The following is a 25,289-nucleotide window of genomic DNA, read 5'->3' on the forward strand; positions in this document are numbered from 1 at the left end:
TCAGTCTCAGGGTGCCAGCTCAGGGACGATTCGAATCAGCTTGTGTCCAGATTTACCGTAGTACTTTCTTCAGGCTGAATGTGAAACAGGGATACAGGAAGAATCCCACCAGCATCACTGAGTAAATGGTAATTAATCTGAGTTCCACCAGTCCCAGGTCCGTTACCAGTTCCAGACACCATGATCCTATCAGAAACAGCACCACCGATCCCAGCAGGCAATACACTTTCCACATCTGGTCCGGGCGATTGAGATAGAACAGGAATTTCCGCAGAGCCAGGGCAAACAGCATCAAACCAACATTCCCAGCCAGCTTCAGAAACAGCGCCACAGGCAGGTTGAGCACTTCGGTATCAAAAAAAATGGTGCCTGAAAAAATCACTTTGGCGAAAAAACCGACTGCCGCCCCGATCAGCAATCTACGGACACCAGCCTGCTCCGGTATCGACAGACATAAAATGGTACCGCCGAAGATGATCAGATTTCCAGCGAACGCCATCACAGGCAGTACGTTCATGAATAGCGACTGCAACTCGGTACCAAACAGAAAATACAGCACACCGACCGCCGCCAGAAAGACAAGCACCCCGCCATAAATCACCAGATTGAGTCCCCGCCTGGTCTGCTTCAACGAATACGGCGCATGCCGGAGCCATTGCTCACCGGAGCTCAACTCTGAATTTGATGCTGCCTCTGATTCGTGATTCATGCTTCCCGGATCTCAAACTTCGTATAAACAAGACAGACTTATCGCACCATAGTGGAACAACCTGGCTGACAAATCACAAGGCTTAAACGTGGCCTGCCAGCAGGACTCCATCTTACGGCAACTGTTCCTGCAGTGCCTGCAGCCGATTGAGAATGACCTTCATTTGAGCGGGGCTAGCATCTTCTGACAGGGAACTGGTTTTCAAAGCCTGAGAAATATCCGTGGTCTTGTCGATCCGTAACAGCAACCGGGGCACAGAAAACGTTCTTATTTCTTCCATGTCCACCAGTTGCTTCTCTTCTTCCTGAAGCTCTCTGTGGTTGCTCCTGAAAAGCTGGATCAGTATCGGCTGCTCATCGCTGATTTCGAACAGTTTCACAAAATAAGAGCGATCACTGTGCTGATCTGTCTGGAGCGGCATATATTTCCAATCAAATATGCCTGTTTCAAACTGTTTGTCGGGAATCATCATCTGTTCCAGAGCAGGAACGGGAGGGGCACTGACAAATTGATTCAGAATCTCCTGCGAGGTCTGGTCAGAGAAAAAGGAGACACTACCATCCGCGAACAGTAGATGCCCCCCTTTCCAGTTCGGGTAGCCGAAACTCTCCGGCCCAGTACACAGTTGTTTTCCCAGAGGCCGCCAGTTGAAAGGGTAAGCCCACGGTTGATAATTCCCCGCCACTTCCCCTGCCACCCAGGTATGAGCGGTGCCCATCTCCATCTGGTCGAAAGTGACACTGCTGTTTCGACAGAACAGATGCGGGTTTCCCTGGTAATGAGTGAGCCCAAAACCGGTGCTCGTGTAATTCGCCCTGGCATCTGGATTCAGGTAGGCTGGACGGATTGTTTCTGTCACATCAAGATTGGCGGGACTGTACCAGGCTGTGTGCATATTGATCCTGTTATAATCCGGACTGGCGTCCATGAAAGGCAGAAACATCGTCAACCAGCCCTGCATCGCTGTTCCATCTTCACGGATGACTCCGCCGGAAGGCATACATCGATGCGCATCTTCATAATTGAGCACCGCCAGACCGATCTGCTTCAGGTTGTTCTTGGAGACCGACTTGCGGGCCGCTTCGCGTGACTGGTGTACCGCCGGCAACAACAGGCTGATCACCAGGACAATCAACACCAACACGACGCCAATCGAAATCCAGCGCTGCATTTTAATATCTCCCACCTCACATGGCTTTGATCAAGGTCGCTCAGATTCCCTGATGGTCAGGTTTTATTTTGGGCAACCGACTCTGCAGGCTCTGCAGTAGTTTCACATTTGCTTCCATCTGCTGCGATGTTGTCTCTTCCACGAGTATGGTGGATTTGAGCAAGGAGGCGATGTCTGTCTTCGGGCTGATGTGTGCCAAAAACTCAAACACTGCTCCCTTTCCCTTATATTCGGCAGTTTCTCCGGGTCTTACAATAAACTTAAAGCAGACATTCATCGACAAGAGCCTCCCGGACGGGTCTCTTAGCACTTTGACAATATATTGATTGATTCCTTCGGGATTAGAATCCAGATTAATGCTTTCCCAGTAGTAATCGCCGATGTTAAACGTACGGTCAGGAACATGGACCTGTTCTCCAGTTGCGTCGGGAGGCAACTCTGCCATTCGCTTAAGAACTTCGGGTGAAGTCTGCTTTGAAAAGTAAGACACTCTGCCATCAGTAAGTAAAATATTTGCCCCATCCCAGGCGGAGTGGCCGAAGCTGTCTGGTCCATCGCAGAGCTTTGTTCCCAGTGGTCGCCAGTTGAAGGGGTAAGCCCACGGCTGATATTTCCCAGCGACTTCACCAGCCAGCCAGTTATGTGCGATCTCTGCTCTGATCTGCTTGAGTTGAATTGAACTGTTACGGTGCAGCAGATTCGGATTTCCCAGATAAAAAGTCACGCCGTGACCAGCGCTGGTCCGCCCCATATCCGTTTCAGGAATCTGATAAACGGGTTTCGACAGTCCACAAACCGGAAAATTCTCCGGGCTGTTCCAGGGTAGAGAAGAATCAACCATATTGTAATATGGACTGGCGTCGAGAAAGGGCATGAGCATGATCATCCAGCCCTGCATGGCTAAACCATCCTCGCGGATAGTTCCTCCGGGCGGGAAGCACAAAAACGTTTCATGATAATTGTGCAGCGCCAGACCGATCTGCTTCAGGTTATTCTTTGATGAGGACTTGCGAGCCTGTTCGCGGGCCCGATGCACCGCCGGTACCAGTAGGGCGAGCAACAGTATCATGATGCCCGCAACGACCCCCAGTTCCAACCAACGTTGTCTGGTCATGTTTTCAGATCCTCCCGCCGGGATACTCGGGGACCATTGAAGTTTTCACACTTCTCTCTATGACCATCATAATGCCTGAAGCAAGGGAGATACAATCCCCTTGTCGGGCTGAGTTTATTTCTGCAACTGTTTTTGCAGTGCCTGCAGCGTTTTCACATTCGCTGCCAGCTGTTCAGGAGATGTGGCATCGACCAGGGGAGTTGCCTTGAGTGCGGCTGCAATGTCAGTGGTGGGATCGATCTCCAGTAGAAACCGGGGACCTTTCAGATAAGATTTAGGCTGCTTCTGTTCTTCTTCTGTCAACAAAATCTGGCTGTATACATTGAGCTTGAGTAAAACGTTCGCAGAACTGCTGAGACGATATACAAAATATTCATCCCGCGCTTCAGGATCGGACTGCAGATCGATGCGGTCCCAGCGATAATCGCCTGTCTGAAAAACTTTTTTCGGTACGGCAGTCTCTCCTTTCGTCGCAACGGGGGGTGCCGCATCGTAGCGCTGCAGCATTCGAGATGAAGTGGCGTCCGTGAAGAATTTGATATGCCCGTCCGCAAACAGCAGATGCCCGCCTCCCCATTCGGGGCGTCCATAGCTGGCTGGCCCCTGACATAGTTTTGTACCCAGCGGTCGCCAGTTGAACGGGTAACTCCAGGGTTGAAAATCACCGGTCACTTCGCCAGCGAGCCAGGTAAATGAAGTGCCGTTTGTCATTTCTTTAATGGTCACATCACTGTTGCGATGGAGGAGATTCGGATTTCCCATGATCTGCGTCACGCCAAATCCTGAATCGGTATAATGCTGTTCGACGCCGGGTATTAAAACAACGGGTAACCTCTGATCGAACACATACCGGTTCGCGGCACTCTGCCAGGACTCGTTAAAATCCAGCCAGCTGTAATAAGGACTCGCATCGAGAAACGGCATCATCATGGCGATCCAGCCCTGCATCGCGGCATCGTCCTCGCGGATGGTTCCACCCGGCGGCAGGCAGCGATATGATTCGTGATAATTAAACAGTGCCAGGCCAATCTGCTTGAAATTATTTTTGGCAGTATTGCGGCGTGCTGCCTCTCGAGCCTGGAAGACCGCCGGCATAATTAAGCCGAATGCCAGCAGCAACATGCCCAGAACCAGACTGATGGAAATCCAGCGTTGCCAGGACATGAGAATTTTTCCTGAAAGAGATATGTTACACTCAAAACAGATCTACTATTTGAGCAGACTCTCAGGCAAATTTCCAGTGGCCTTCCCATTTGTCGGTCCAGAGAAACTGAGCCGCCAGGTGACCGTTGCGGCGGAGTTGCAGCCAGTCGAGATGATCAATGCGGCAAACGATGACGGCAAAATTTTCGTACCCCAGTTGCGCTTCTTCATCATTGGGAAGACGGTCAAACAGATAGTCGGGCAGATTTGGTTCGGGGGTTTCACTTCTGGTCCCCGGCTCTGCCACTGTGATATAGCCGCGTCGATGTTCGGGGCTGCTCTTTTCCCAATGGTCGGCCGAGACGTCATCACTCGTATGCACGGTCGCTTCGCCGCGCAGGCGAATCTGCACGCGCGTGAGGGAATCGTAGGCCATCCATTCCATCCAGGGAGTCTGTTCAAGTTCACTGACCTTATCGGATCGTCGATCGGTATAGCAGATCAGTTCCCGGCGTTCCGGCTGAATCTCCCGTAACACAACCGTGCGAACACGGGGGCGCCCTTCAGAAGCGGTGGCCAGCGTTCCCAGTCGCCAGGCATGCGTCTCTGTCTCTATCGCAGCCTGCAGATGCCGCCAGGTCTGAGAAAGAATCGTGTTGACGTTGGCAGGGTTAAACTCAAATTCTCTTGTCATCACGGTCCAGTCTTCAAAACAGTAAGAGTCACTCTCTTCATTCTTAACCATGCAGGCGAAGGGTCAAGTGAAAGTTTGAAAACTTCAGGGGCGATCGTGAGATAATATCTCATCTTTCGGATGATACAGGATAGCAATCGGCAGGACGACCGCCGCCAGGAACAGAAAGACATTACTCATCGGCCAGTTGAGGGCATTAAAGCCCCAGGTAAAGAGGCCAAAAAACAACGCGGAAAGCACGATACCAATCCAGTTGATTAAATTCATCGCGCCAATCATCCGCCCCTTCAGCGATTTGGGGGGGCGTGTCTGCAGTTCCACCTGCAGTGGTACGACAAACAGTCCGGCAAAGAAACCCAGCAACGTGAGTATGCCCCGCGCGAGCCACTCGGTTGTAGTGAGGGGGATAAATGATGCCCAGAGGGAGACATCGGCTTTCGGCAGAGTTTCGCCTGCTTCGGGAGTTGCCCACCAGCCAAAGCCCGCCATCGCCGCCAGGCAGGCTACCAGTCCCCAGGCACCGATCGTCACCAGCTTGAAGTTCACCCGCTTCCGCGACGCGCGGCCCGCCACAATACAGCCGAGTGAAATTCCCACGCCCATGCAGGCCGCCATCAGACTGGTGCGACTTTCGCTGATGTGGAGTTGACCGATGCCAAAAATGTTCACCAGAGGTTGTACAATGCCTCCGACGAACCAGAACACCGAAGAAATCAGCAGCACCGATAACAGCCGGCGATCGTTTCGCAGCAGCCCGCGGGTTTCGGTATCGATGCCCAGAGCCGAGCGGCTGAAAGGCAAACCGGGATGAGCCACCGGGGTTCGACGAACCCAGAACGAGGCGATGGTGCCGATGACCGCGATGCCGATACAGAAATAACTGGTCTTCCAGAGTTGATCGGGATAGGCCTGTTTGACGAAACCCGCCGACGCCATTCCAAAAATAATGGCGATGAAGGTCGTCATCTGAATGATGCCGTTGGCCTGAGGCAGATCATCATCGCGAAGCATTTCAGGGAGAATACCATATTTCGCGGGGCCAAAGATCGCGCTCTGTGTGCTGAGTAATCCCAGTACAATCAGCAGCGGCAATAATTCTCCCGTGAAAAAAGCGGCCATTGCCAGCAGCGCAATGATGATTTCGGCAACCTTGCAGGCAATGACAATCGTTCGCTTGGTATGACGGTCCGCATACCAGCCCCCCAGTCCGGAGAAGAACACGAACGGCAACGCAAATACGGCGAGCGCGGTCCCCTGTCGATCATCTGTCTGCAGCTGGAGTGCCTGCTGCGCACAAAACAGCAATACCAGTTGTTTATACAGATTGTCGTTGAAGGCACCCCAGAACTGAGTGACTGTCATGCCCCAGAATGAAGAGTCCTGATACAGGGGAGGTAGCTCTTCTGTCTTCAATTCCGTTTCAGACACCACTTACAATCCTTGCAGAGGGGCAATAAAGCTGGAGAAGCTCCCGCGGGGAGTCGCTCACTGATTAGAGTATGATCACACAGGTGAAATCGAGCTAAACCATAGTGGCTGACCGGAATTCTGACAATGTTGATTGATTCAAACTGTGGAATATGAACTGAATTTCATCTCAGCGTCATATCTTGTTTTTGTACCGGCGGCTATTCAACCGTATCGGCTGCTTCCGGCAGGGGAGCCGGGGATATCTGTGCGTTCCGAATCCGGACCACCGTCAATTCATCAGAACGACGTTTGCGGGAGAGTTGAATCACCAGTGACTGATTACTGGCTTCCCCATAAATCCAAAGTTCGTTGATTTTCCCGCCCGAGATACTCCGGCCAATCTGGCTGGGTGCCCCCAGTACTTTTTTCACCTGATCCCGGTTCATCCCTGCGACCACAGTCCCGTTTCGAATCGCTTTGCGAATGGGGTCATCCCGAAACTCTTTGACTTCTTGCGGGTTAAGCCAATGATCTTTCTGCAACATGAATCCCAGTCTTGCCAGCAGGATGGATGCTTCCGTCGATTTGGGATTCAATTCCCAGGCGCGCAACAACACTTTGGCAGCGGTCTCTTTATCGTCGGTCAGCTCTATCAGATCACGGGCCAGCCGCACACGGCCATCTGCATCGTTAGGATCCAGTTTTTTACGGCGGGATTCAATCCAGTTTACCAGCGTCTGCCTGGCTTTGTCTTTATTTCCCCGCCTCTGAAATTCCTGGGACAGATCAAGCAGATACTGTCGTGGTAATTCGTCAACACGATTAAAATCGAAATCGAGCTGCATATTCTGATAATTCTGAACCAGATCAGTCCGTTCCGGAAGTTCTTTGGCAATGGCCGCCGCAATTTCAAAACCGTTGCTCCCCCCTTTCGCCAGGTTTTTCAGAATGCTGTTGAGCACGATCTCAGCATAGAACCAGCGCATTAATCGGTTTTGTTTTACCTCGTCTGACTTCTGAAAAACCTCGTTCTGATTTTTCAGGTACTGCTGGCGTTCCGGGGGATTATCTTTGTCTTGAGGTGTTTTCGCGGTCGGGAAGAATTTCAGAATCTGACTGAGCAGCGGCTTCTCATCCGCCTGGGGTTGTTTCTGCAGTTCTTTCCATTCGAGTACCAGTGCCTCGTGCTCCAGTTCCCGAGAGAATTGTGGATTCAGCTTGTATTCGCGAACACGGTTAGCCAGCTTAAGCAGGGTTTCCGGTTGCTTGACGATCAGCTGGTTATACTCCGCTTTCACTCCCTTGCGATACGCTTCCTGTGCCTTTTTTTTCAGTTCGTCATCGTTATAAAATTCTGCCCGGTTGCTGGCCCAGTCTCCCAGGGAATACCATTCGCGCGGATCGGTCAGATCAATTTTGGATTCTTCCGTGACGAAATACTCCATGTCGTCCGGCATTTTTTTCAGGTTGGTAATCTTGAACAGGATGCGACCATTCTCTCGCGCCAGTTGTCCGGTGACTTCCACATTTTGCACGGAGTTATCCAGCTTCGGAGTCTTGCCGGCATAATAAAAAGGGATCGGGCAGTTGCGAAATCGCAGGGACAGCGAATTGAAAGTGGAGATCCTGCCTTCCAGCGTCTGGGGGACTCCAAGCAGCTTATCCCATTTTTCGCGCTGGCTGACAAAATTCTGAATGCTGCGGTCGGCGGCACGGGAAACAGTCTGAACGCCGAGCAAAGCCAGCAACAGGATTAAGCATCGCAGGTACTTTTCTGTGTTCCTCATTCTGTCAGCCCCAGATAGCGGGTTTGTTGATTCAGGATCTTTTGGACCTGCTCGCGGGTTTGAAACTCATCGAACTCAATGCCGAGCAGTTTGTAAAGTTTCAGATGCGACCAGAGAAAAGCGGTTTCGCCATTTAACTCGATAATGCCGGTATCGGGACGACTGGCATCCTGATGAAAGCCGGCAATTTGAGCCGCAAAAATGACGGGCTGCCCCTGATGCGTTTCCAGATATTTTTCAAACGCCGGTGAAGTCAGTTCCAGGTAAAGCGTGTATTCATCCAGCAGCACGGGCAGATTCAATCGATACCGGGAATGCTCTGTTTCCGCTTGCGTATTGACGGGCAGGAGCGTCGCTTCAAAGATCATCCAGGTATCTGCATAGCGCACATCAAACAGAGTTTTCCAGCTGTCGACTCCCGACTGTTTGATTTGAACGACGGCTTCTTCGGCCATTTCAAACAGAGGTGAAACCGCCTGAGTATTCATTGCCAGCAGTTCACGTGACGTCTGGCGGATTTCGTTGGCAGCAGGATCGGTACGCCCCAGAACGGCTAGCGCCTGGAATGCCTCCTGATAGGCATCGTTAGCGGCGATCAGGTCTTCCTGCTCCAGCATCTCTTCCCCGGTCTGGGTGGCTGCCTTGAGTGTCTCGCTGGCCTGCTCCATATTGCGGCTGTGCAGAATTCCGTATCCGGTCAGCCCCACAATCAGCATGATACCCGCCAGGATTCCCCGGAAAGGTGTTATCAAACGGACCCGGGGCGCCGGCAGTTCAAAAGGAGAGATTTCGGGTTTAGTCTCTGCCGCCGTTTGTTTGTCCGCGGATTTCCGCGTCTCCTGCTTCTGCTTACGCCGCTCTCGAAACCGAGTCACAAAGGCAGAATTCAAAATGAAATCGGAGAGCTGTTGCTGTCGGGGGAGCTGCTTCTTTTTTTTGCGGGCTTTGGGTGCCGGATACGAATTCCTCGGAAGGATGAAATACGCTTCCGAGCACTGCTGACAGGCATGTCGATAAGGGCCTTTCCGCCGATAACCCGACAGGCTGACCCCACAGACACAAACGATTTCGTATGGCTCGGGAATATCCTCCTCGCGACGTTTGTTTTTCGAAGGAATTTTCAGCCAGTCAGCCATAAAAACGATACCGTTTTTGCATGAGGTAAGGCAGTACCCGAAGCGAATTGAACCTGGGCTTTCGCAGGGAAATAGTCTCCGTCCTATTATAGGCATCCTGACTACAGATGTCACAGGTGTCACCAGTGGGGAGGCAATGGATCAGTAATATTGTCTGATTTTCATCCCATTTTCAAAAATCCCAGCGTACTTTTGACCGCTACAACCGGTATTTTTGTATCCAGTCACCCGACACTTCTATTTAAGAGAAATCCCTCCTACCGGACAGAACCCAAAGTTTGACTGACCCGGTTTTCCAAGGTATATGCCAGTAGAAATACTCTGTTTCATTTTTGAATCATCACTGTTGATCTCACACGTTTCTGGTCATTACGGACGCTGTCCGACTAAATTCAAAAATCAATTTACGCGATTTTTTGGAGTATCAGGATGTTAACAACATCATCCCCGCATGCGCAGACCATTCAGAATACCGGAGAGTCTTCTCTCCAGGTTTCGCTGCAGCCTTTGACCCATCATCTGCCTCCGCTCAACTTGACCGCCGGTGAATACAAAATCGGTTCGGCTTCCAGCTGTCCGATCCAGATTCAGGTCCCGGGCATCGCCGAAGAACATTGCCGGATTATTGTGGGTGAGTTCGATGCAATCCTGAAGGCGATCGATCCCCGTATCTGGTCCAATGACCGACCTGTGCGCCAGCTCAGACTGACAGCCGGTACGAAATTTTTTATCGGCCCTATTGAATTCCAGGTGGAATCTGTCGAACAGGTCACTGCGACAGAAATAACACCAGAAGAAAATCACGCTTCCAGTGAAAACACTGACGAGCAGATTGAAATCCCTGCGGAACTGCAGGAAATCGCGCGATTTCAAAGCGCGCTGCAGGAACGACAGAAACTGATCAAACAGATTGAAACAGAACAGATGGAGCTGCAGAAGGAAATGCAGTTGCAGGAATCTGAACTGGCACAATTGCAGCAGCAACTGATAGAAGAGAGACAGCAGATAGCTCAGGCCCCTCCGCCTCCTCAATTTGATGCCTCATCGCGGTCTTTCGACGAATCCATTCTGGAACTGGATCAGAAACTACAACAGTTGGACCTGCTCAAAGGAGAAATCTCACAGGAGCAGGAGCAACTGCTCTCACGACAGGAACAGGTTGCCCATCAGCATCAGCACTTGACCCGCTTTGAAAATGAGCTCGTATCAAAACAGAATGCACTCTCTGAAGAATCACACCAACTGGCCCATGCCTGGCTGGATCTGGAAACATTACGGTGTTCTTCCCAGGCAGAATTGGAAACGGAACAGGCACATCTGGATGCAGCAATCCAGCAACAGGAACAGCAGAGCCAGTCTACAATACAGGCTGAGCAGGCCTGTATCGAACTGGAACGCCAGTTACTGGAAGAACGAAATCGACTCTTAGAACGGGAACTCGGTCTGCAGACAGAGCAGCAGCGACTGCAGACTCTGGAACAGGAGCTGAAGAACCAGCAACAGTCACTCGAATCCGAACAACAGACGCTGGCGGTTCAACGCGAACAGCAGGTGGAACTGGAACAACAGCAGCAACAGCTCCAGCAGGATCTGGAGTTGTTGGCACAAAATCGTCAGCAGTTGGAAGAGCAGCAGACCGAACTCCAGAGCCAGCAGAATTCCCTGACAGAACAGCAGGAAGAAACGCAGGTACTCCAGACGGAATTAGAGCAGAAGCACGCAGCTCAGACAGAACTGGAAGCTGAGATTTCTCTACGTCAGAACAGCATTTCAGAACAACAGGATCGCCTGGATCAGTTACAGTCCGAACTATCTTCCCGTACCACCGAGCTGGAAACAGAACAACAAAAACTGCAGGAAGAACGCGAAGAACTGAACCAGCAGACCACCCAGTTTGAAGAACAGAAGTTACTGTTCGATAAAACACATTGTGAGTGGGAAAACGCACGCCAGGCTCTGGAACAGGAACAGCATGAACTGGAATCAGATCGACTGCAGCTGAATGAACAACAAGCTAATCTGGAACAGCTTCAGGCAGAATTTGAACTTCAGAAGCAGGATCTGAAACAACGGGAACAGCTGCTGGCAGAACAGGAAACACAGCTGGAATCAAAACAGACTGAACTCTCCATTTCTACAGACAGTCTGAACTCCGCAAATGCATCTCAAGAAGAGTTACTCAAGGCACAGAACCAGCAACGTGAACAGCTTGAAAATGACCAGACGCAGCTGGCTGCCGATCAGGAACAGTTGAAAACAGCTCAAGCAGAGTTGCAGGATCAGCAGCAGAAACTGCAGGAAGAACAGCAGACCTTTGCAGAGCGGGAAAGCCAGCTCACAACACAACGGGACGAACTGAATTCTTTACAGGACACGCTTGCGGAACAGAAACAGGAATTAGAACAGGAACAGGCGGCGTTCCAGGAATCACTGGCTGATTTCGAACAGGCTCGCGAACAGCTGGAAACAGAGCGTACCGATTTCTCAAAACAAATATCAGAACTTGAGCAGGAACGTACCGCCTGTGAACGGCAGCGGGAAGAACTTGCAGCCCGCGAGCAGGAATACAAAGAGCGCGAAGCGGATCTGACAGACAGGGAACAGGAATTCACCGAAATCCAGGCGGAACGGCTGTCGCAGGCAGATCAAATTGAACCAGCGGAAGAAAGTGAAAATTCAACTGCTGCCGAGCAGGCGGAACTTCAACAGCAACAGGAAGAATTAGAACAGCTGCGAACCGAACTCGAACAGTTACAGACAGACCTGAAACAACGGGAAGAACAATTAGTAAATCGGGAAGCAGAATCTCTTACGTCACAGCCAGAAGCCGTCGACCAGCAAACCGCATTGGAAGACCTGGCTCACGAAAAAGAAAAATTGGCTCTGGATCATGACCAGCTGAGCATTGACCGTGAAGAGATTGCACGCCAGAGAGAACAGCTGAAATCGAATCAGATTCAATTTGAAAAGGACCGGGGAGAACTGGATGACCGTGAACGAATATTAGAAATTCGTGAGCAGCAGCTTGCCGAGCGGGAAAGCCTGCTTGCCGAAGTCGGTTTGACATCTCCTGAGAGCCCTTCTGAACCTGTTGACTCAGCAGAGTTGCAGACTCTTCCTGAAGAGCGTGATCAAGAAGACAACCTCCCCGCTGAACCAGAATCGGAACCTCAGGCCACGGGGTCTCTGCTGCAGTCATTCATTAATGACTATGCTGAATCCGAACTCGAATCTGAACCCAAAACTCCTTTAAAAACCAGCAGCCTGCTGGACCTGTTCAAAGAAAATAACGACACGGCTGCTGTGGAATCCCCACCCGAGTGCGAATCGGATTCATCCTTCACTGAACAGCAGTCTGACCCGGAAAATGCACCGAATCAGAGTGAACTGGATGCGGCAGAAGATTCCAACTCAATCGCATCCTATATGGAACAGCTGCTGGCACGCTCTCGTGGTAAATCCGGCTCTACGAATGCACCAAAGCCCAATTCTAAAACGCAGGCCAGTCATAAATCGGCAACGCAAGCCGGTCCCACTTCACAATCTCATGCCGACAGTACGTCAGAAACAGCCTTATTGAATTCCAGCATCTCAATGGAAGAAAAGCTGGCAACCCTCAATCAGGCACCCGCTCATCTGCAGGATAAAGATGCCGTCCGCAACGCCATGAATTCCTTCCGGGATGTCGCCAATTATTCTGCCCGCATGGCCATCGCCAGACACTCACTTAAACACCAGAAGACTGATTTAGTCTTCAAAGGGATATTGAGCGGGTTCTGTCTCCTGTTCACTGTGATCATCTTCGGAGAGGCTTTCTGGGGTTCTAACAGCCTGGGCATCTTCAAGTGGGCGGCGCTGGCGGTCACGATTGCTTCCACTGCCCAGTTCCTGCGAGGCTGGAATGAAGCACGTAGTTTACTCTCATGTAAAATCCCTGATGAGTCAGAGCTGGCCGCAGCAGCAGAACAGACTGTCCCGACAGCAAACTTGCCGGAACAACAGAAATTTTCTCTGGAGGCCTTGAATCATGAGGTTGATTCACTTTCTGAGCAGTGGGAACAGTTGTCAGCCGAAGAGGAACAGTTACAATCTCTCAAAGAAGATCTGTTTAAAAAACCAGGATGCAAACCACAGCCAGACGAGCCTGAACAACGACAGGCTGCAGATTCAGAATTGGATCAAGACCCATAAACTCAAATCCGCCTGACCAATCCCACAGGAGACGTATTAGAAACATGTTGATTTTCTGGTGCGTCTCTTTTTTGTTAGCCGCTTACACACTGATTCTGTGCGTCAACTGGCTGTCTCAACCCACGACTCAACCGGGTGCCATCAATGGCAAACTCGCTCCCTGCCCTGATTCTCCTAACTGTGTCTGTTCGCAGGACCAGAGCGAACTGCATCAGATTGCCCCGCTGCAATTGACAGGGACGGCTGCTGAGGCCCGCCAGCGTCTGCTGGAGGTACTCCAACAGCAACAGGGATGTCAGGTTGTGGCCCAGGATGGTGATTATCTGCGGGCCGAATTTCGTTCATTGGTCTTCCGATTTGTGGACGATGTTGAGTTTCTGTTTGATTCCCGTCAGAATGTGATTCAGGTCCGCTCCGCATCCCGTATCGGCCATTCAGATCTGGGTGTGAACCGGAAACGAATCGAAACCATTCGCACATTATTTTCACGCGAAGATCATTCCACTTCCGACAAATGAATCAGTCCGACTCCCAATATCTGCCCACGGCAACCATCGAAACGCTGCAGCAACGCAGCCAACTGCTGCGCGCGATTCGTACTTTTTTTGAATCCCGGGGATACTGGGAAGTCGAAACTCCCCTGCTCTCCCGCGATACCGTGGTCGACGCCTATATCGATCCGTTTGTGACAGAATGGTGCGCAACTGAAGGAGCGTCTGCTGCCGGGGAAATACGTTATCTACAGACCTCACCGGAATTCGCAATGAAACGGTTGCTGACGGCAGGCGCGGATCAGATTTATCAGATCACACACGCGTTCCGACAGGCAGAGCGAGGCTCCATGCATAACCCCGAATTCGCCATGCTGGAATGGTATCGGCTGGGGGAAACGCATCATGACCAGATGAACTTCGTCGAAGCGCTGGTCCGCCAGATATTCGAACTGGCCGCTTCTATCTCGGATCAGTCTGCGCGCCCGTCGCTACCAGAGATCCCTTTTGAACGTTTCAGTTACGAAGATGCTTTCTTACAGTTCGCCGGTTTGTCGGCATTACATTCGACGGCAGCGCAGTTTCAGCAGGTCGCCCGAGCGCGTCAGGTTTCGGTTCCCGATGTCTTTGACGTCAACGACTGCCTGAGCTGGCAGAACCTGCTGCTGGTGGAACTGATTGAACCGGCGTTGCGCGAGAAAGGGGCCGTCTTTCTCTACGATTACCCTGCCCGGCAAGCGGCTCTGGCCTGCATCCGACACGCGGACGATCTCGGACCGGAAGGGGTTGCGGAGCGTTTTGAGCTCTATCTGCAGGGCGTTGAAATCTGTAACGGCTACCATGAACTGACGGACGCAGCCGAACTGCGAACGCGGATCAGACAGCAGTCAGACAGCCGAAAACAGGAAAGCCGACCTGCGTTGCCTGCGGAAAGCTATCTCCTGCAGGCAATGGAAGCAGGTTTACCTGCATGTGCAGGCACGGCGCTGGGCCTGGATCGATTGATTATGCTCGCTTTAGGAAAGCAGACTCTTCAGGAAGTGATTGCTTTCCCTGTGGAACGTGCCTGAGGCGAAATCGATTACCATTCGCCATTCATGCGTTCGCCGTCATTCCGCACACACAACTGGCGGAACAGATTCGTATCAATGTTTTTTGCCATGGACTTTGCGGAACCATCTGCCAGACCAAAATGGATCACATCATCATGCCAGGAACCGAAAGTCATGTGATAGGGTGCGCCCGCGGACGTCTGATAAGGCGTGCCATCAAAGTTCCGACCATCAAAGTAGGTGGTCCCGTTGGAACTGGTCACACTTCCCGCCAGGGAACTATGACTGTCCGCCCAGAAACCAAAGGTCGACTCACCAAACAGGAGGGTATTGGATTCACCGTCGGGAATATCCCGAAATTTGGTCCCACTGTTCGGGCCGAATACGCCCCCTTTGAAATTGCCGCTGTAAGGAGCCAGGGTTGAGAATCCTTCCACGTATCCCCCCACTCCACGATAGTTCGAATAACCAAGATTACGGGGGCGATTGGAAGGCAACGATGCAGACGGGCAGAGATAACTTTCAATGTGAGTCGTACTGGCAGTTTTACTGTCTGTTGAGAACTTGGAAAGATCGTAATTAATATTGACGTTTCCCTGATTCATTTCACCCAGGATCAAAGACTGCCAGCCCCACCAGGGAGAGAGTTCCCATTCCACCAGCCGAAACTGGTTTGCGCCGCTGTTGCCATACACGGGGATCATGACATCTTCGCTGAAGGCAACATTTGCATTTTGGGGACCGTCTGTTGGCGCACCATTGACGATAGGTAACGCTTCGATCCACCCCGAGGGGAAACAACGGAACGAGTTCGCATAGTTATGGGCAGCCAGACTGATCTGCTTCAGGTTATTGATACACTGCGTCCGCCGGGCGCTTTCACGAGCCCGTTGAATGGCTGGCAGCAGCATGGCTGCCAGCAGCGCGATAATGGCCATCACCACCAGGAGCTCAATCAAAGTAAATCCGCGACGGGATGAGTGCTTGGAATCTGGTACGAAGTTGCGCATCGATAACTCCCTGAATGTGAATGTCGCTACCCCAGCCTGATGCTTTGATGACGGGATCGGGTTTTTAAATTCGTTAACGAAAGGACCTGAATTTGCTTATATTTTCCCTACTGGCGGCGTAGAAGTCAATTAGGAATTAACTTTTCCACCGGTAGTTTTGTCCAGAACCTGTAAACAGATTATTGTAAACCAAGATTCGGCTAAACGCAAACAATGCCTGAACTTCAGCCTTTTTTTTAAACTGAACTGGCACGCTGTGGCTTTTTGAATACGGGTCTCGACTCCCTCTCTAACGGATACGGAGCCGACGTCACTACTGCGTTTTGCTGGCTGTAGCGAGGGAATCATAGCATACAGTTTGATCCTGTTTCTTACGAGATTTGTCTGTTTTTTACGGAGATTTTTCTAAAAACCACATTTAGGGGCTGCCGCTGATAATCCAGGGCATCAGTTTCGCCATGTTCCGGGCATCATCAATGCCGCGATGATGGGTGCCCTGCAGGGGGATCCCGGCTTTCTGCAATGCACCCGCCATTCCAAATCGCTTTTTGTACCCCTGCGTGATGGAAAACTGTTTTTTGAGATTCAGATGCGCAGCGGGAAACGGGTAAGCCAGTCCATGGTAGTGACAGTCTTGTTCAAACTGCGATTGATCATAGTCGCCCCACGAACAGAACAGGTAGTCTGCAAAGAGAGTGAGCCAGGCCTGGAGTGATTCCAAAGCAGCAGGAAACTGCGGCGCCTGATCAACGTCTGCCTGTCGAATGGATGTCAGTTCCCTGCAAAATGCCGTCAGCTGCGGATTTCTGACCGGCTGGATGAATGTCTGAAACTCATCGACCACCGCCAGCCCCTTCCGCGCCACCATGACGGCTCCAATCTCAATGATCTCCATCTGATTGCGGGGAAACGAACGCTGGTTACAACAGGTCGCTTCCAGATCAATGATTAAATAATACTGGTGGTCCTGTAACGATTTCTGAATTTGATTCATAGCTACTTTCTTAAAGAAGTCCTGCATCGCTTCTCAACGATTTTTCATTTCATTTTCTCTATGACATTTTTTAACGAGACAGGGTTCGCTCAGTCAATACCGCCTCAATAGCCTGACAGAATTGTTGACGCAGAAACACTGCCTGAGTTTCAGCGATCTGCTGCGGGTGGAAGCTGAAACAGGATGGCAGACCAGAATGACTCAAACGGTTTGATCCTTTTTGACATTATCTGCGTTCACTTGCTCAGCGCCGGCATTCACTTTTTTTCCTCTTCGCCTGAACCACAGACGGGAACTGATCATGGTGTTTTTCCAGGTCCTGGTGTTTTTTGTCCTGTATTCTCTGATCTATCACGTCCGCAGGAATAATCAGCGCATCCGCAAACTGAAACAGGATGTAGCGCAACTGCAGGAAAAACTCAAGACAGAGGATGGCTGAAGAAGGAATCGGTGTTGTCTCCCAGTCGCCGACGCTGCCACCAGCGCAACCCCGGTTCGAGAATGAGCAGCAGCACACACTGAGCCCCCCAGAGGCTCATAAACAGCACCTGGTTCATTGTTTCTTCATTGAACGACGAATGAGGTGGTTTTGCAGGAGGATTTGTGTAATGGTTGAAGTGATAGACCCCCTCCATGATCAGCGTCAGGATGAGCAGACGCAGCACAAGTGAGGGGCGAAACGGGCGCTCTTTCTCAGTCCAGGACATGAGAGCCAGGTCTCCCGCCACCACCGGCAACCAGAGCGGAACGAACAAAAAAAGCAGAACCGACGTGAAAGTGGACCAAGCCAGCATCAGGGTCACAAGCACAATTGATGTTGCGATGACCGCTGCCACCAGAAAAGCGATGTAAGGCTTCCGGGGGATAGCCATCAACGACTGGTACCACCGGATAAACGTCGGCTTGCGTTCCGTGAGATTCATCAATGTTACCTTACCGATTTAAACAGGAACCTGAGTTTTGAGATCGGAGGATCTCCGGGTGCAACGCCATCCAGTATTTTGGACTTCCAGACTGGCTGATCCCCTGTTACGAGGAAAACCGGCAGCCATTGATTCAGGCGGAATTCAGTAAGAAACATCACGGATTAATAACAGAAATTTGGTCGTGCCGTTAAAAAAACCGGGTTTTGCCGGGCTGAGCCACAGGGGCGACGCTCACCGGACCGAACGTGTATTCCGGTGGCGTCAGGTCTTCTTTAGAATTCCAGGCTTCGTCCCAGGTCACATTTTTTCCCGTGTACGAGGCCATGCGCCCCATGATGGCCATCAGCGAACTTTTCGCAGCGTACTCACCATTGCAGAGGGGCGTCTCAGTACGAATACTGTTAAACAGGGCCGCGTGTTCCTGCACATAAGGCAGATCCTGGGTTCCGTTTCTGTCACGACCGCGGGCCCGGCTGTAACGCCAGGTTTTCGCACCGCTGAGCGTATTCCGATTCAAGTCGGCGGTTCCCTTTTCGCCGAACACCAGTTGAGACGTATCGATGTCCGTGCCATGCTGCTGGCGACAGAAAGCAAAACAGCGTTGTCCGCCGCTGTATTCATAACAGATGGCATGATGATCAAAGATGTGGCCATACAGCGGATCGGTACGCGACTGCCGGCCCCCCAGACCGAAACATTGAACGGGATATTCATTCTGCATAACCCAGGACATCAGGTCGAGCCCATGCACGTGCTGCTCCACCAGTTGTCCCCCCGAGAGCCAGCTGAAGTAGTACCAGTTGCGCAGCTGCCATTCCATGTCACTCCACTCAGGCTTGCGGGGATGTGACCAGAGGCCATTGATGTTGTAGTTGGTCTGCAGGGTCACAATCTTACCGAGTTGACCGTCATGAATGCGGCTGAGCGTTTCCTGCATGGCCTTGCTGTAACGTAACATCAGGCCCGACATGACTGAAAGCTGTTTCTGTCGGGCCAGGCGACAGGTTTCCATGACCGACCGCACGCCGGGTGCATCTACGGCCACCGGTTTTTCGGCGAAGACATGTTTGCCGGCTGCGATCGCCTGTTTCAGATGCGCGGGACGAAAGTGCGGGGGCGTGGTCAGCAGCACCACATCGACGTCGGTCTTTAATAATTTTTCACAGGCATCGAAGCCGACGAATTCCTGACTCGGATCAACGGCGTACTGGTTGCCGATCGTTTTTTTAATCCGATCCGCACTCGCTTTGAGTTTGTCAACAAAGACATCAGCCAGCGCCACGAGCTGTGTATTCGGATCCGCCTGCATGGCATTCACCGCGGCACCGGAACCACGGGAACCACAGCCAATCAGCTGGTCTGCTTTTCAAAAACTGGTCCAATTGTTATGAAGGTTCTTAGCGTCCTTTTGACGAGGAGAACTTTTGATGAACAAGCGAAGAAAACGTCACAACCCCGAGCAGATTGTCCGCAAGCTGCGTGATGCGGATGCGATGCTGAATGCCGGTAAAGACCTGGCTTCCGTGCTGCAGACCCTGGAGGTCAGTGAATCGACTTACTTGCGCTGGCGGAATCAGTACGGCGGCATGAAATCGGAAGAAGCCAAGCGTCTCAAACAACTGGAAGACGAGAACAAGCGACTGAAAGAACTGGTCGCCGATCTGTCTCTGGATAACAAAATGCTGAAATATATCTCGGAGGGAAACTGGTAAACCCTTCCCGAAAACGAGCCGCCGTCAACGCGATCCAGAGTGAGTTCCATGTCTCTGAACGGAGAGCCTGTGTGGCTCTGGATCAGCCACGTTCCACTCAGCGTTACCAGTCGAGCCCACGCAGTGATGAGCCGTCCCTGGTCAAGCGCATGTATGAGCTGGTACGGTCACGGCCTCGATTCGGCTATCGCCGCATTGCCAGGCTGTTACAACGGGAAGGCTGGCAGGCCAGTTTTACCCGCGTGTATCGTTTGTGGCGTCGGGAAGGGCTGAAAGTACCTCAAAAGAAGAGAAAACGGCGCAGGCTTGGTGATTCCCGGAATGGTTGTCACCTGCTGCGGCCAGAACAGAAAGATCATGTCTGGTGCTGGGACTTTGTGTTTGACCGGACCACATCGGGCAGTTCCCTGAAATGGTTTTCCATTGTTGATGAATTCACCCGGGAATGTTTATCATTGAAGGTTGATCGAAGTATTCGGAGCGAAGATGTGATCGATTCACTGGCCGAACTGTTTTCTTCCAGGGGAGTGCCGCAGTGTATCCGGAGTGACAACGGTCCGGAATTCATCTCCAAAGCGATTCAGCGTTGGTTGAGTCAACTGGAGATCAACTCGTTGTATATTGAGCCGGGGGCTCCCTGGGAAAACGGTTATGCGGAAAGTTTCAACAGTCGTTTCCGGGATGAGTTCCTGGCAGTCGAAGAGTTTGAGAGTCTGCTAACGGCCCGCAGGCTGACAGTTGCCTGGTGGGAAGATTACAACGGGCAACGCCCACACAGTTCGCTGGGATACGTCACCCCGGCAGAGTTTGCGAGTCGCTGTGCAGTTTCCAATCGGGCTGCGCCCTCATTCCAACTGCACAGCGAAATTACCTAAACCAACCTTCATAAGACCTGGTACAGGTTTTTAAGGCAGGTCACAGCCCCACGCGCAGTGTGTCAGCATTGTTTCCAGCACCAGCCCAGACCGCAGGCGCCACAGCCAACCCCGCCGCAGTCACTGTTCCTGCCTGCTGAAGAAAGCTCCTGCGCGAAACAGATTTGTCTTCGTTGGGGGAATGCTGCTCGCTCTTCTCGCTCATTGGAATCGTCTCCGGAATGCATGCATGTAACAGATTATCGCTACTATTCAGCATGACAGAGAAAAGACGGGATGTCTAGAACAAGGGCGGATTCAACAGGCAGAGGGAGCGTGTAGTGAATCAGAAAAGCTGACTGCCACGACGGTTTATGTAGAAAACCACGTTTGATTTTCAAGTTCGAGGACAAACGCCGGTCCGGTCTCTTCTGGTTGCCAGCCTTTCTGTTGCGCCTGTTTGATAATCGTTCGTATTTCCTTATTTATCACTCTGTTCTCACCATCCCGTCAATTCAATCAGATACAGGAAGACTTTTACTGGGGGAGATGGAACGAGGTTCTGCAGCGGCTTCCTAAAGCACGTAAGTATTTACCACCGATTGAAGCGAAGGGGCGGGAAGCAGCTTGCCTGGCGGGGCTGGGCAGACTGGACGAAGCCCTGAAAATCATGGAACCACTGGCGGACGACCCGCAAATCCCCCGCTGGATGTATCTCGCGCGTCTCGCAGAAATATATGAAAATGACGACCAGTGGGAACAGTGCCTGGAGCTCCGCAGGCAGGCTTCTGAATTGGCGCCAGATAACAGTGCGCTGAAACTGGGCTACGCAAATACGCTGCTCAAACTGAATCTGGATCTACAACTGGCTCACCAGTTGATTGAGGAGGCGGAGTCCCGGCCTCTCAGCGATCTGCTGCTGTTACTGGTCCCCTTATCCAAAGGACAACTCGAACTGAACCTGGGACATGCCCGGCTCGCCTTTTATCAGTTCGTGGAAGTCGAAAACGGTCTCAAACCGTATCTTTCCAGCCAGCCGTTTGCCCGCCTGTATTCAGACATCAGCCGCGCCTATGCCGCGATTGCCCTGGCGGAACTGGGAGAAATGGAAGAAGCAGAGAGACTGTTTCAATCCGCGCTGCCCCGTTTGCAGGCTCTGAATGCCGAGCGGACGATGGCACGATATGAGAAGGCAGGACGGTAAAGTTCATTTCAGTGAACTGCATAACTCAATTTGTAATCAATTCAATCCTCATAAATAACACCCAAAATTTCCGTAGCAGTTTCAATTAAAGGTATCGCATGATAGGGATCTTCTTCTAACTCTTCAGTTCTTAAAATGAAAGATTTTCCTATCCCACCAATCGAATCAAACTGTCGTAAATGGTCTCCATTAGGCAGGTTTAACGACTTTCCTACTCGTTTTAAAAAATTTCCTTCACTCGTCCCCAAGCCTACTATGCGCCCCTCATTATTATGGAATTCAGATGGTAATACATTTTTACCTCCTAGCAACAACTGTCCTTCCAGAGCCAAGGGTAATGCACTTGTACCTTCCACAACAAATGCTTTTTCAACTTTTTCCAAAATTCTACACTTCTCATCAGGAAGAGCATCAGAGTTTGTTTTTCTGTAATCTGGCGAATCATCTAACAATACGCCAACCACTTTAAATAACAATACCTCGTCCTTTCTTAAATGAAGAGGAGGACATCGGCGTTTGGGATCACTAGACTCCCCAATCAAAGTTACCATCTCATAATGATTTGCAGTATAAACAACTCTTCTAACCAAGTACCTTTCCTGATGCTTTGCAACAACCCAACTTTGATCCTCAGGAATCGAATTACTAGCCTCAACCAATAATCGTGTGCTTGGACTTGCAGCGAATCCCATATTATCAGATTTATTAAAAAAGATAGTATGACTACTCAACCAATCGGGAGAATAGAATTCATCGGGGCCTTTTTCTCTCTCATTTAATCTATTCCCATCTGATGCTGCCAGTGAAGCTATTAGCGGGACATGTAATTTGAAATCAATTTTATCTAATTCAAGAATGGTTTCGTTTATTTTCTGAAGAGGTGGATCTCTCCGAAGCCACCTCTCATATTCTTCATGCGCATCTTTAACCAAGTTAGTAATTCGTCTTAAATCATTCTTTACCCTAAAAACTTCGGAATAGGATATCGTCTCAACATCTCTGTGATGTGCCCTATTCATCAACTTATACACATCACTTCCCACCTGTAAAGTAGTGTCTTGAGCAAGCTCGGAAAACACTTTACTTGAAAAACCATCAAAACCAGAATTCACTCTGCTTCGAATTGCTTGATGATAATCTGCATAAGTCGATTTTGGGGGAAGATCATTTACAGGTACCTCGAAGAAGTCCTTAAAGCTACATTCGAAATAGGTCCTTAATTCCTTAACATACTCCCGGGCATGTTCATGACTGTCTTTATTATCATCGAACTCCTTTCTTTTTTTGTGTATCAATGTAATTGATCTATTTAAAGCTATAATCTGATGATTTGCTTTTGCAGGCAAAACTTGCCGATGATCAACTTCGATCCCCTCTGCAGAACTAAAAACGTCATTTGCAAACCCCTGATCATTGGTTGTGAGGATAACTCTTGCATCCTCACGAACCATTTTTGTCATTGACTGTGCTAATCGCCATTTATTAATTGGATCAAATAATTCCTGAATATCATCAAATAAAAATAGCGAAAGTGAATTTGTAGTTTCTCGTAAATGTTTCCAGAGTGAAAACACTAAAGCAATTAATGTCGCACGAATATCAGATGCATTACAAAAATGATGCGCCTCTGCTCTTGTCCCACTAAATTGTGCATGAATTATTAAATTTCCTTTTTCACTTACTTCAGTAGAATCAACACGAGGTGCGCTTGTGTAGGCCGGAATATATATAAGATCTTTAAAGATCGATGTATTCTCAGATAGATTTTTCATCACTGAATCTACTTGATGAGCAACAAGAACACTTAGATTAAATAATTCAGAAATCGCTGTTGACGCCTCAGAATAATGTTTTTTTTTCGATTCCTTTTCCTGACGACTAGTATTTAGCTTAAGGAGCCTGTCAAGATAGTTCATTGCGATTTGCAAAGGTTCCTGATTAGTAACCAATCCCTTTAGAGTCAGTAACTTTTTTAATAAAGGTGATTCTTCTGTATCATCTGTCGAAGAATTCATTTGGCTTTGGTCTTCACAACCAATTATCAAATCTAAAACTTGTGTTATTTCATTTGAATTTTGCTTTTTCCATTCTCTAAACTTGAGAATTTTATACACCTGAATAACACATTGTCGAAGAGTGTTTTTTTCAGGCAATATCTTGTTAGATAATTCAGGATAATCTGGCTCAACAAATGGTCTTAATTTTGGTAAATGAATTTGACATAATCTTGATACCACTTTTTTTAATGGAGACAGTGAATCTGAGAATACATTATTTTCAAATAACTCGTTAACGAGTGCATTTGAAATCATTTCCGATGGAGCATTGGGTAATTTGGTATCAACCTTTTTAGATATAGCTCCAAAATCTGCTCGTATAGATTTTGTAGAATACTTGCCCCACTGCTCTATAGACTGTTCTAAGTGATATGAATCTTTTTCTATATACTTTTCGATTTGGTCTAATATCAAATCGTCTACAACATGATCTTTCTTATCTTTGATATTCGTTTCACAAACAGGACACTCTTCGAAAAGTTCGTATCTCCCCTCTTGATCTCTAACCCAAGAGCCCAGTTTGGCATATAAACGTACTCGACCATCTAATTCTTGACTAGATGATAATTTTTCTAATTCAGAAGATTGTTTAAGAACATCATCTAAGAAGAGCGATATGGCATTCACTTCCTCTTCTTGTATTGCAGCGAGCGAGAAGAGTTCGTTTAAACTCGGAAGATGTCTTTTATCTTCCTTATATTTTAATAAAGAAATCGCAGGCCCTATATTGTCAACTAAATCATTTATTTGCGTTTGATTATCAGGATTATATCCTTCTCCAAGTACATCTACTGCACCTCTCAATAGTTGACTTTGTGAATCAATAAATTGCTGTTTCAATTGAAGAAGAGTCACCGCACACTCTTTAGATGAAGGGTGGGGAATTTCACATCCATTAAATAATTCTGAGTGTCTATTGAAATGCTCCGCTAATTGATCGCGTTCTTTCTGGTACTCTTCATCAATATTTTCTATTTCAATGTCCCGATCTTTTGGCAAGTCCTTATCGAGTTTAGACTTCGTTTTTTGGGCATGAGTTACTAAATCTTTTAAAGGACTTAATCCAGTTAAATCAGCAATTGCATCACTTAAATCACTTTTCTCATTAAGTTGTAAGAAAGGTATCTGCCCCGTCATTCTCGTTCCAATTTGAGCAGCTATTGGCATTAAACCGAGCTCTTTTAGTCCAGTTACGCTTTCCTCTATTTTTTTAGACCGCTTTTTTCTAGTAATTGATCTTCTTACAGTAACTTCTCTTTCTTCTTTAGTTTCAAATTTTAATTCTACCCATGTATCAATTGGTACTTGTAAGTCATCCAGGCTTGCTAAGACTTGAGAAGAAGGTATTGGAGTGATTTTTGCGATTTGATGAATTATTGGATCTTCATCCTGTTCAATATCTACCACTGTGCTAACGTCGAAATGATCTAGTCCCATCTCTGGTTGTTTTTGTGCTCGATAGATATAGCCCGTTAAACACCAACAGATTGCTGAAAGAACTGAAGATTTACCAGCACCATTATCACCTTCAAATATCACAAGTGGTGCTTCACAGACATATTCAAATATTGGCGGTTTCTCAGCAAATATTTCATTTCTATGAATCCCACCAAATTGATGTGCTCGAACTGATT

The 25,289-nt window shown here is 49.4% G+C and carries 20 protein-coding genes (1 of these 20 cut by a window edge); 6 read left to right on the forward strand and 14 right to left on the reverse strand.

Translation table 11 applies throughout. From position 1 onward, the window contains the following. Positions 1-52: 52 nt before the first annotated feature. The 8 genes from Pan161_RS13070 to Pan161_RS13105 all read right to left on the reverse strand — a co-directional run bounded on the left by Pan161_RS13070 (position 53) and on the right by Pan161_RS13105 (position 9,164). Positions 53-709, reverse strand: a complete 657-nt coding sequence (locus Pan161_RS13070) for a hypothetical protein (protein WP_145227626.1) — start codon at positions 707-709, stop codon at positions 53-55. A gap of 112 nt (positions 710-821) precedes the next feature. Then, positions 822-1,880 (reverse strand): DUF1559 family PulG-like putative transporter, encoded by a 1,059-nt coding sequence (locus tag Pan161_RS13075; protein WP_145227628.1) that lies wholly within the window; start codon positions 1,878-1,880, stop codon positions 822-824. A gap of 40 nt (positions 1,881-1,920) precedes the next feature. Next, positions 1,921-2,994 carry a DUF1559 family PulG-like putative transporter gene (locus Pan161_RS13080; protein ID WP_145227630.1) on the reverse strand — a complete coding sequence of 358 codons (1,074 nt, stop codon included), beginning with the start codon at positions 2,992-2,994 and terminating at the stop codon, positions 1,921-1,923. 114 nt (positions 2,995-3,108) lie between these two features. After that, positions 3,109-4,158, reverse strand: coding sequence for a DUF1559 family PulG-like putative transporter (locus Pan161_RS13085; protein WP_145227632.1), 1,050 nt, complete (start codon positions 4,156-4,158; stop codon positions 3,109-3,111). Positions 4,159-4,219: 61 nt separating this feature from the next. Beyond that, positions 4,220-4,831, reverse strand: coding sequence for a pyridoxamine 5'-phosphate oxidase family protein (locus Pan161_RS13090; RefSeq protein ID WP_197995858.1), 612 nt, complete (start codon positions 4,829-4,831; stop codon positions 4,220-4,222). A gap of 84 nt (positions 4,832-4,915) precedes the next feature. Next, complete coding sequence (locus Pan161_RS13095) at positions 4,916-6,259, reverse strand: MFS transporter (RefSeq protein WP_145227636.1); 1,344 nt, start codon at positions 6,257-6,259, stop codon at positions 4,916-4,918. Positions 6,260-6,459: 200 nt separating this feature from the next. After that, positions 6,460-8,028 (reverse strand): tetratricopeptide repeat protein, encoded by a 1,569-nt coding sequence (locus Pan161_RS13100; RefSeq protein ID WP_145227638.1) that lies wholly within the window; start codon positions 8,026-8,028, stop codon positions 6,460-6,462. Next, positions 8,025-9,164 (reverse strand): hypothetical protein, encoded by a 1,140-nt coding sequence (locus Pan161_RS13105; RefSeq protein WP_145227640.1) that lies wholly within the window; start codon positions 9,162-9,164, stop codon positions 8,025-8,027. The genes Pan161_RS13100 and Pan161_RS13105 overlap by 4 nt, the downstream gene beginning before the upstream one ends. Positions 9,165-9,593: 429 nt before the next feature. Between Pan161_RS13105 and Pan161_RS13110 the strand changes: the two genes are divergently transcribed. The 3 genes from Pan161_RS13110 to epmA are packed head-to-tail and all read left to right on the forward strand — an operon-like array spanning position 9,594 to position 14,916. Next, a complete protein-coding gene (locus Pan161_RS13110) occupies positions 9,594-13,355 on the forward strand; it encodes a hypothetical protein (RefSeq protein WP_145227642.1) in 3,762 nt (1,253 codons plus the stop codon). Between the two features lie 44 nt (positions 13,356-13,399). After that, positions 13,400-13,873, forward strand: a complete 474-nt coding sequence (locus Pan161_RS13115; protein WP_145227644.1) for a DUF1499 domain-containing protein — start codon at positions 13,400-13,402, stop codon at positions 13,871-13,873. Next, complete coding sequence (epmA, locus tag Pan161_RS13120) at positions 13,870-14,916, forward strand: EF-P lysine aminoacylase EpmA (protein ID WP_145227646.1); 1,047 nt, start codon at positions 13,870-13,872, stop codon at positions 14,914-14,916. Before Pan161_RS13115 ends, epmA begins: the two co-directional genes overlap by 4 nt. Before the next feature lie 11 nt (positions 14,917-14,927). Here epmA and Pan161_RS13125 read toward each other — a convergent pair whose 3' ends face one another. Then, entirely contained in the window at positions 14,928-15,908 is a 981-nt protein-coding gene (locus tag Pan161_RS13125; protein WP_145227649.1) for a DUF1559 family PulG-like putative transporter, read from the reverse strand. 418 nt (positions 15,909-16,326) lie between these two features. After that, positions 16,327-16,902 carry a 3'-5' exonuclease gene (locus Pan161_RS13130; RefSeq protein WP_145227651.1) on the reverse strand — a complete coding sequence of 192 codons (576 nt, stop codon included), beginning with the start codon at positions 16,900-16,902 and terminating at the stop codon, positions 16,327-16,329. A gap of 301 nt (positions 16,903-17,203) precedes the next feature. On the opposite strand from Pan161_RS13130, the gene Pan161_RS30550 reads away from it, so the two are divergent. Further along, on the forward strand, positions 17,204-17,341 hold the full coding sequence (locus Pan161_RS30550) for a hypothetical protein (protein WP_197995859.1): 138 nt from the start codon (positions 17,204-17,206) through the stop codon (positions 17,339-17,341). On the opposite strand, the gene Pan161_RS13135 is transcribed toward Pan161_RS30550, so the two are convergent. Continuing rightward, complete coding sequence (locus Pan161_RS13135) at positions 17,322-17,825, reverse strand: hypothetical protein (protein WP_145227653.1); 504 nt, start codon at positions 17,823-17,825, stop codon at positions 17,322-17,324. The two genes, Pan161_RS30550 and Pan161_RS13135, sit on opposite strands and share 20 nt — an antisense overlap. 190 nt (positions 17,826-18,015) lie before the next feature. Next, positions 18,016-19,182, reverse strand: coding sequence for a Gfo/Idh/MocA family protein (locus Pan161_RS13140; RefSeq protein WP_315851563.1), 1,167 nt, complete (start codon positions 19,180-19,182; stop codon positions 18,016-18,018). A gap of 73 nt (positions 19,183-19,255) precedes the next feature. Between Pan161_RS13140 and Pan161_RS13145 the strand changes: the two genes are divergently transcribed. After that, a protein-coding gene (locus Pan161_RS13145) for an IS3 family transposase (protein WP_390620736.1) occupies positions 19,256-20,415 on the forward strand; the annotation gives its coding sequence in 2 pieces (ribosomal slippage) (positions 19,256-19,538 and positions 19,538-20,415; 1,161 coding nt in all). A gap of 40 nt (positions 20,416-20,455) precedes the next feature. Here Pan161_RS13145 and Pan161_RS13150 read toward each other — a convergent pair. Then, complete coding sequence (locus Pan161_RS13150) at positions 20,456-20,620, reverse strand: twin-arginine translocation signal domain-containing protein (protein WP_232103726.1); 165 nt, start codon at positions 20,618-20,620, stop codon at positions 20,456-20,458. Positions 20,621-20,854: 234 nt separating this feature from the next. On the opposite strand from Pan161_RS13150, the gene Pan161_RS13155 reads away from it, so the two are divergent. Next, positions 20,855-21,598, forward strand: a complete 744-nt coding sequence (locus Pan161_RS13155; protein ID WP_145227655.1) for a hypothetical protein — start codon at positions 20,855-20,857, stop codon at positions 21,596-21,598. A 41-nt stretch (positions 21,599-21,639) separates the two neighbouring features. Here the strand turns inward: Pan161_RS13155 and Pan161_RS13160 are convergent, their stop codons facing one another. Continuing rightward, on the reverse strand, positions 21,640-25,289 hold the 3' portion of the coding sequence (locus tag Pan161_RS13160) for an ATP-binding protein (RefSeq protein ID WP_145227657.1). Its footprint extends 295 nt past the window's final position; the window shows 3,650 of its 3,945 coding nt (coding positions 296-3,945); the start codon falls outside the window, past its right edge; its stop codon occupies positions 21,640-21,642.

Origin of the sequence: Gimesia algae, from assembly GCF_007746795.1 — a bacterium.
Taxonomy (GTDB): domain Bacteria; phylum Planctomycetota; class Planctomycetia; order Planctomycetales; family Planctomycetaceae; genus Gimesia; species Gimesia algae.

What these genes read in the sequence shown, in the direction of transcription:
- Pan161_RS13070 (WP_145227626.1), bottom strand. Translation starts at nt 709, where the DNA reads ATGAATCACGAATCAGAGGCAGCATCAAATTCAGAGTTGAGCTCCGGT.
- Pan161_RS13075 (WP_145227628.1), bottom strand. Translation starts at nt 1,880, where the DNA reads ATGCAGCGCTGGATTTCGATTGGCGTCGTGTTGGTGTTGATTGTCCTG.
- Pan161_RS13080 (WP_145227630.1), bottom strand. Translation starts at nt 2,994, where the DNA reads ATGACCAGACAACGTTGGTTGGAACTGGGGGTCGTTGCGGGCATCATG.
- Pan161_RS13085 (WP_145227632.1), bottom strand. Translation starts at nt 4,158, where the DNA reads ATGTCCTGGCAACGCTGGATTTCCATCAGTCTGGTTCTGGGCATGTTG.
- Pan161_RS13090 (WP_197995858.1), bottom strand. Translation starts at nt 4,831, where the DNA reads ATGACAAGAGAATTTGAGTTTAACCCTGCCAACGTCAACACGATTCTT.
- Pan161_RS13100 (WP_145227638.1), bottom strand. Translation starts at nt 8,028, where the DNA reads ATGAGGAACACAGAAAAGTACCTGCGATGCTTAATCCTGTTGCTGGCT.
- Pan161_RS13105 (WP_145227640.1), bottom strand. Translation starts at nt 9,164, where the DNA reads ATGGCTGACTGGCTGAAAATTCCTTCGAAAAACAAACGTCGCGAGGAG.
- Pan161_RS13110 (WP_145227642.1), top strand. Translation starts at nt 9,594, where the DNA reads ATGTTAACAACATCATCCCCGCATGCGCAGACCATTCAGAATACCGGA.
- Pan161_RS13115 (WP_145227644.1), top strand. Translation starts at nt 13,400, where the DNA reads ATGTTGATTTTCTGGTGCGTCTCTTTTTTGTTAGCCGCTTACACACTG.
- epmA (WP_145227646.1), top strand. Translation starts at nt 13,870, where the DNA reads ATGAATCAGTCCGACTCCCAATATCTGCCCACGGCAACCATCGAAACG.
- Pan161_RS13125 (WP_145227649.1), bottom strand. Translation starts at nt 15,908, where the DNA reads ATGCGCAACTTCGTACCAGATTCCAAGCACTCATCCCGTCGCGGATTT.
- Pan161_RS13130 (WP_145227651.1), bottom strand. Translation starts at nt 16,902, where the DNA reads ATGAATCAAATTCAGAAATCGTTACAGGACCACCAGTATTATTTAATC.
- Pan161_RS30550 (WP_197995859.1), top strand. Translation starts at nt 17,204, where the DNA reads ATGGTGTTTTTCCAGGTCCTGGTGTTTTTTGTCCTGTATTCTCTGATC.
- Pan161_RS13135 (WP_145227653.1), bottom strand. Translation starts at nt 17,825, where the DNA reads ATGAATCTCACGGAACGCAAGCCGACGTTTATCCGGTGGTACCAGTCG.
- Pan161_RS13150 (WP_232103726.1), bottom strand. Translation starts at nt 20,620, where the DNA reads ATGAGCGAGAAGAGCGAGCAGCATTCCCCCAACGAAGACAAATCTGTT.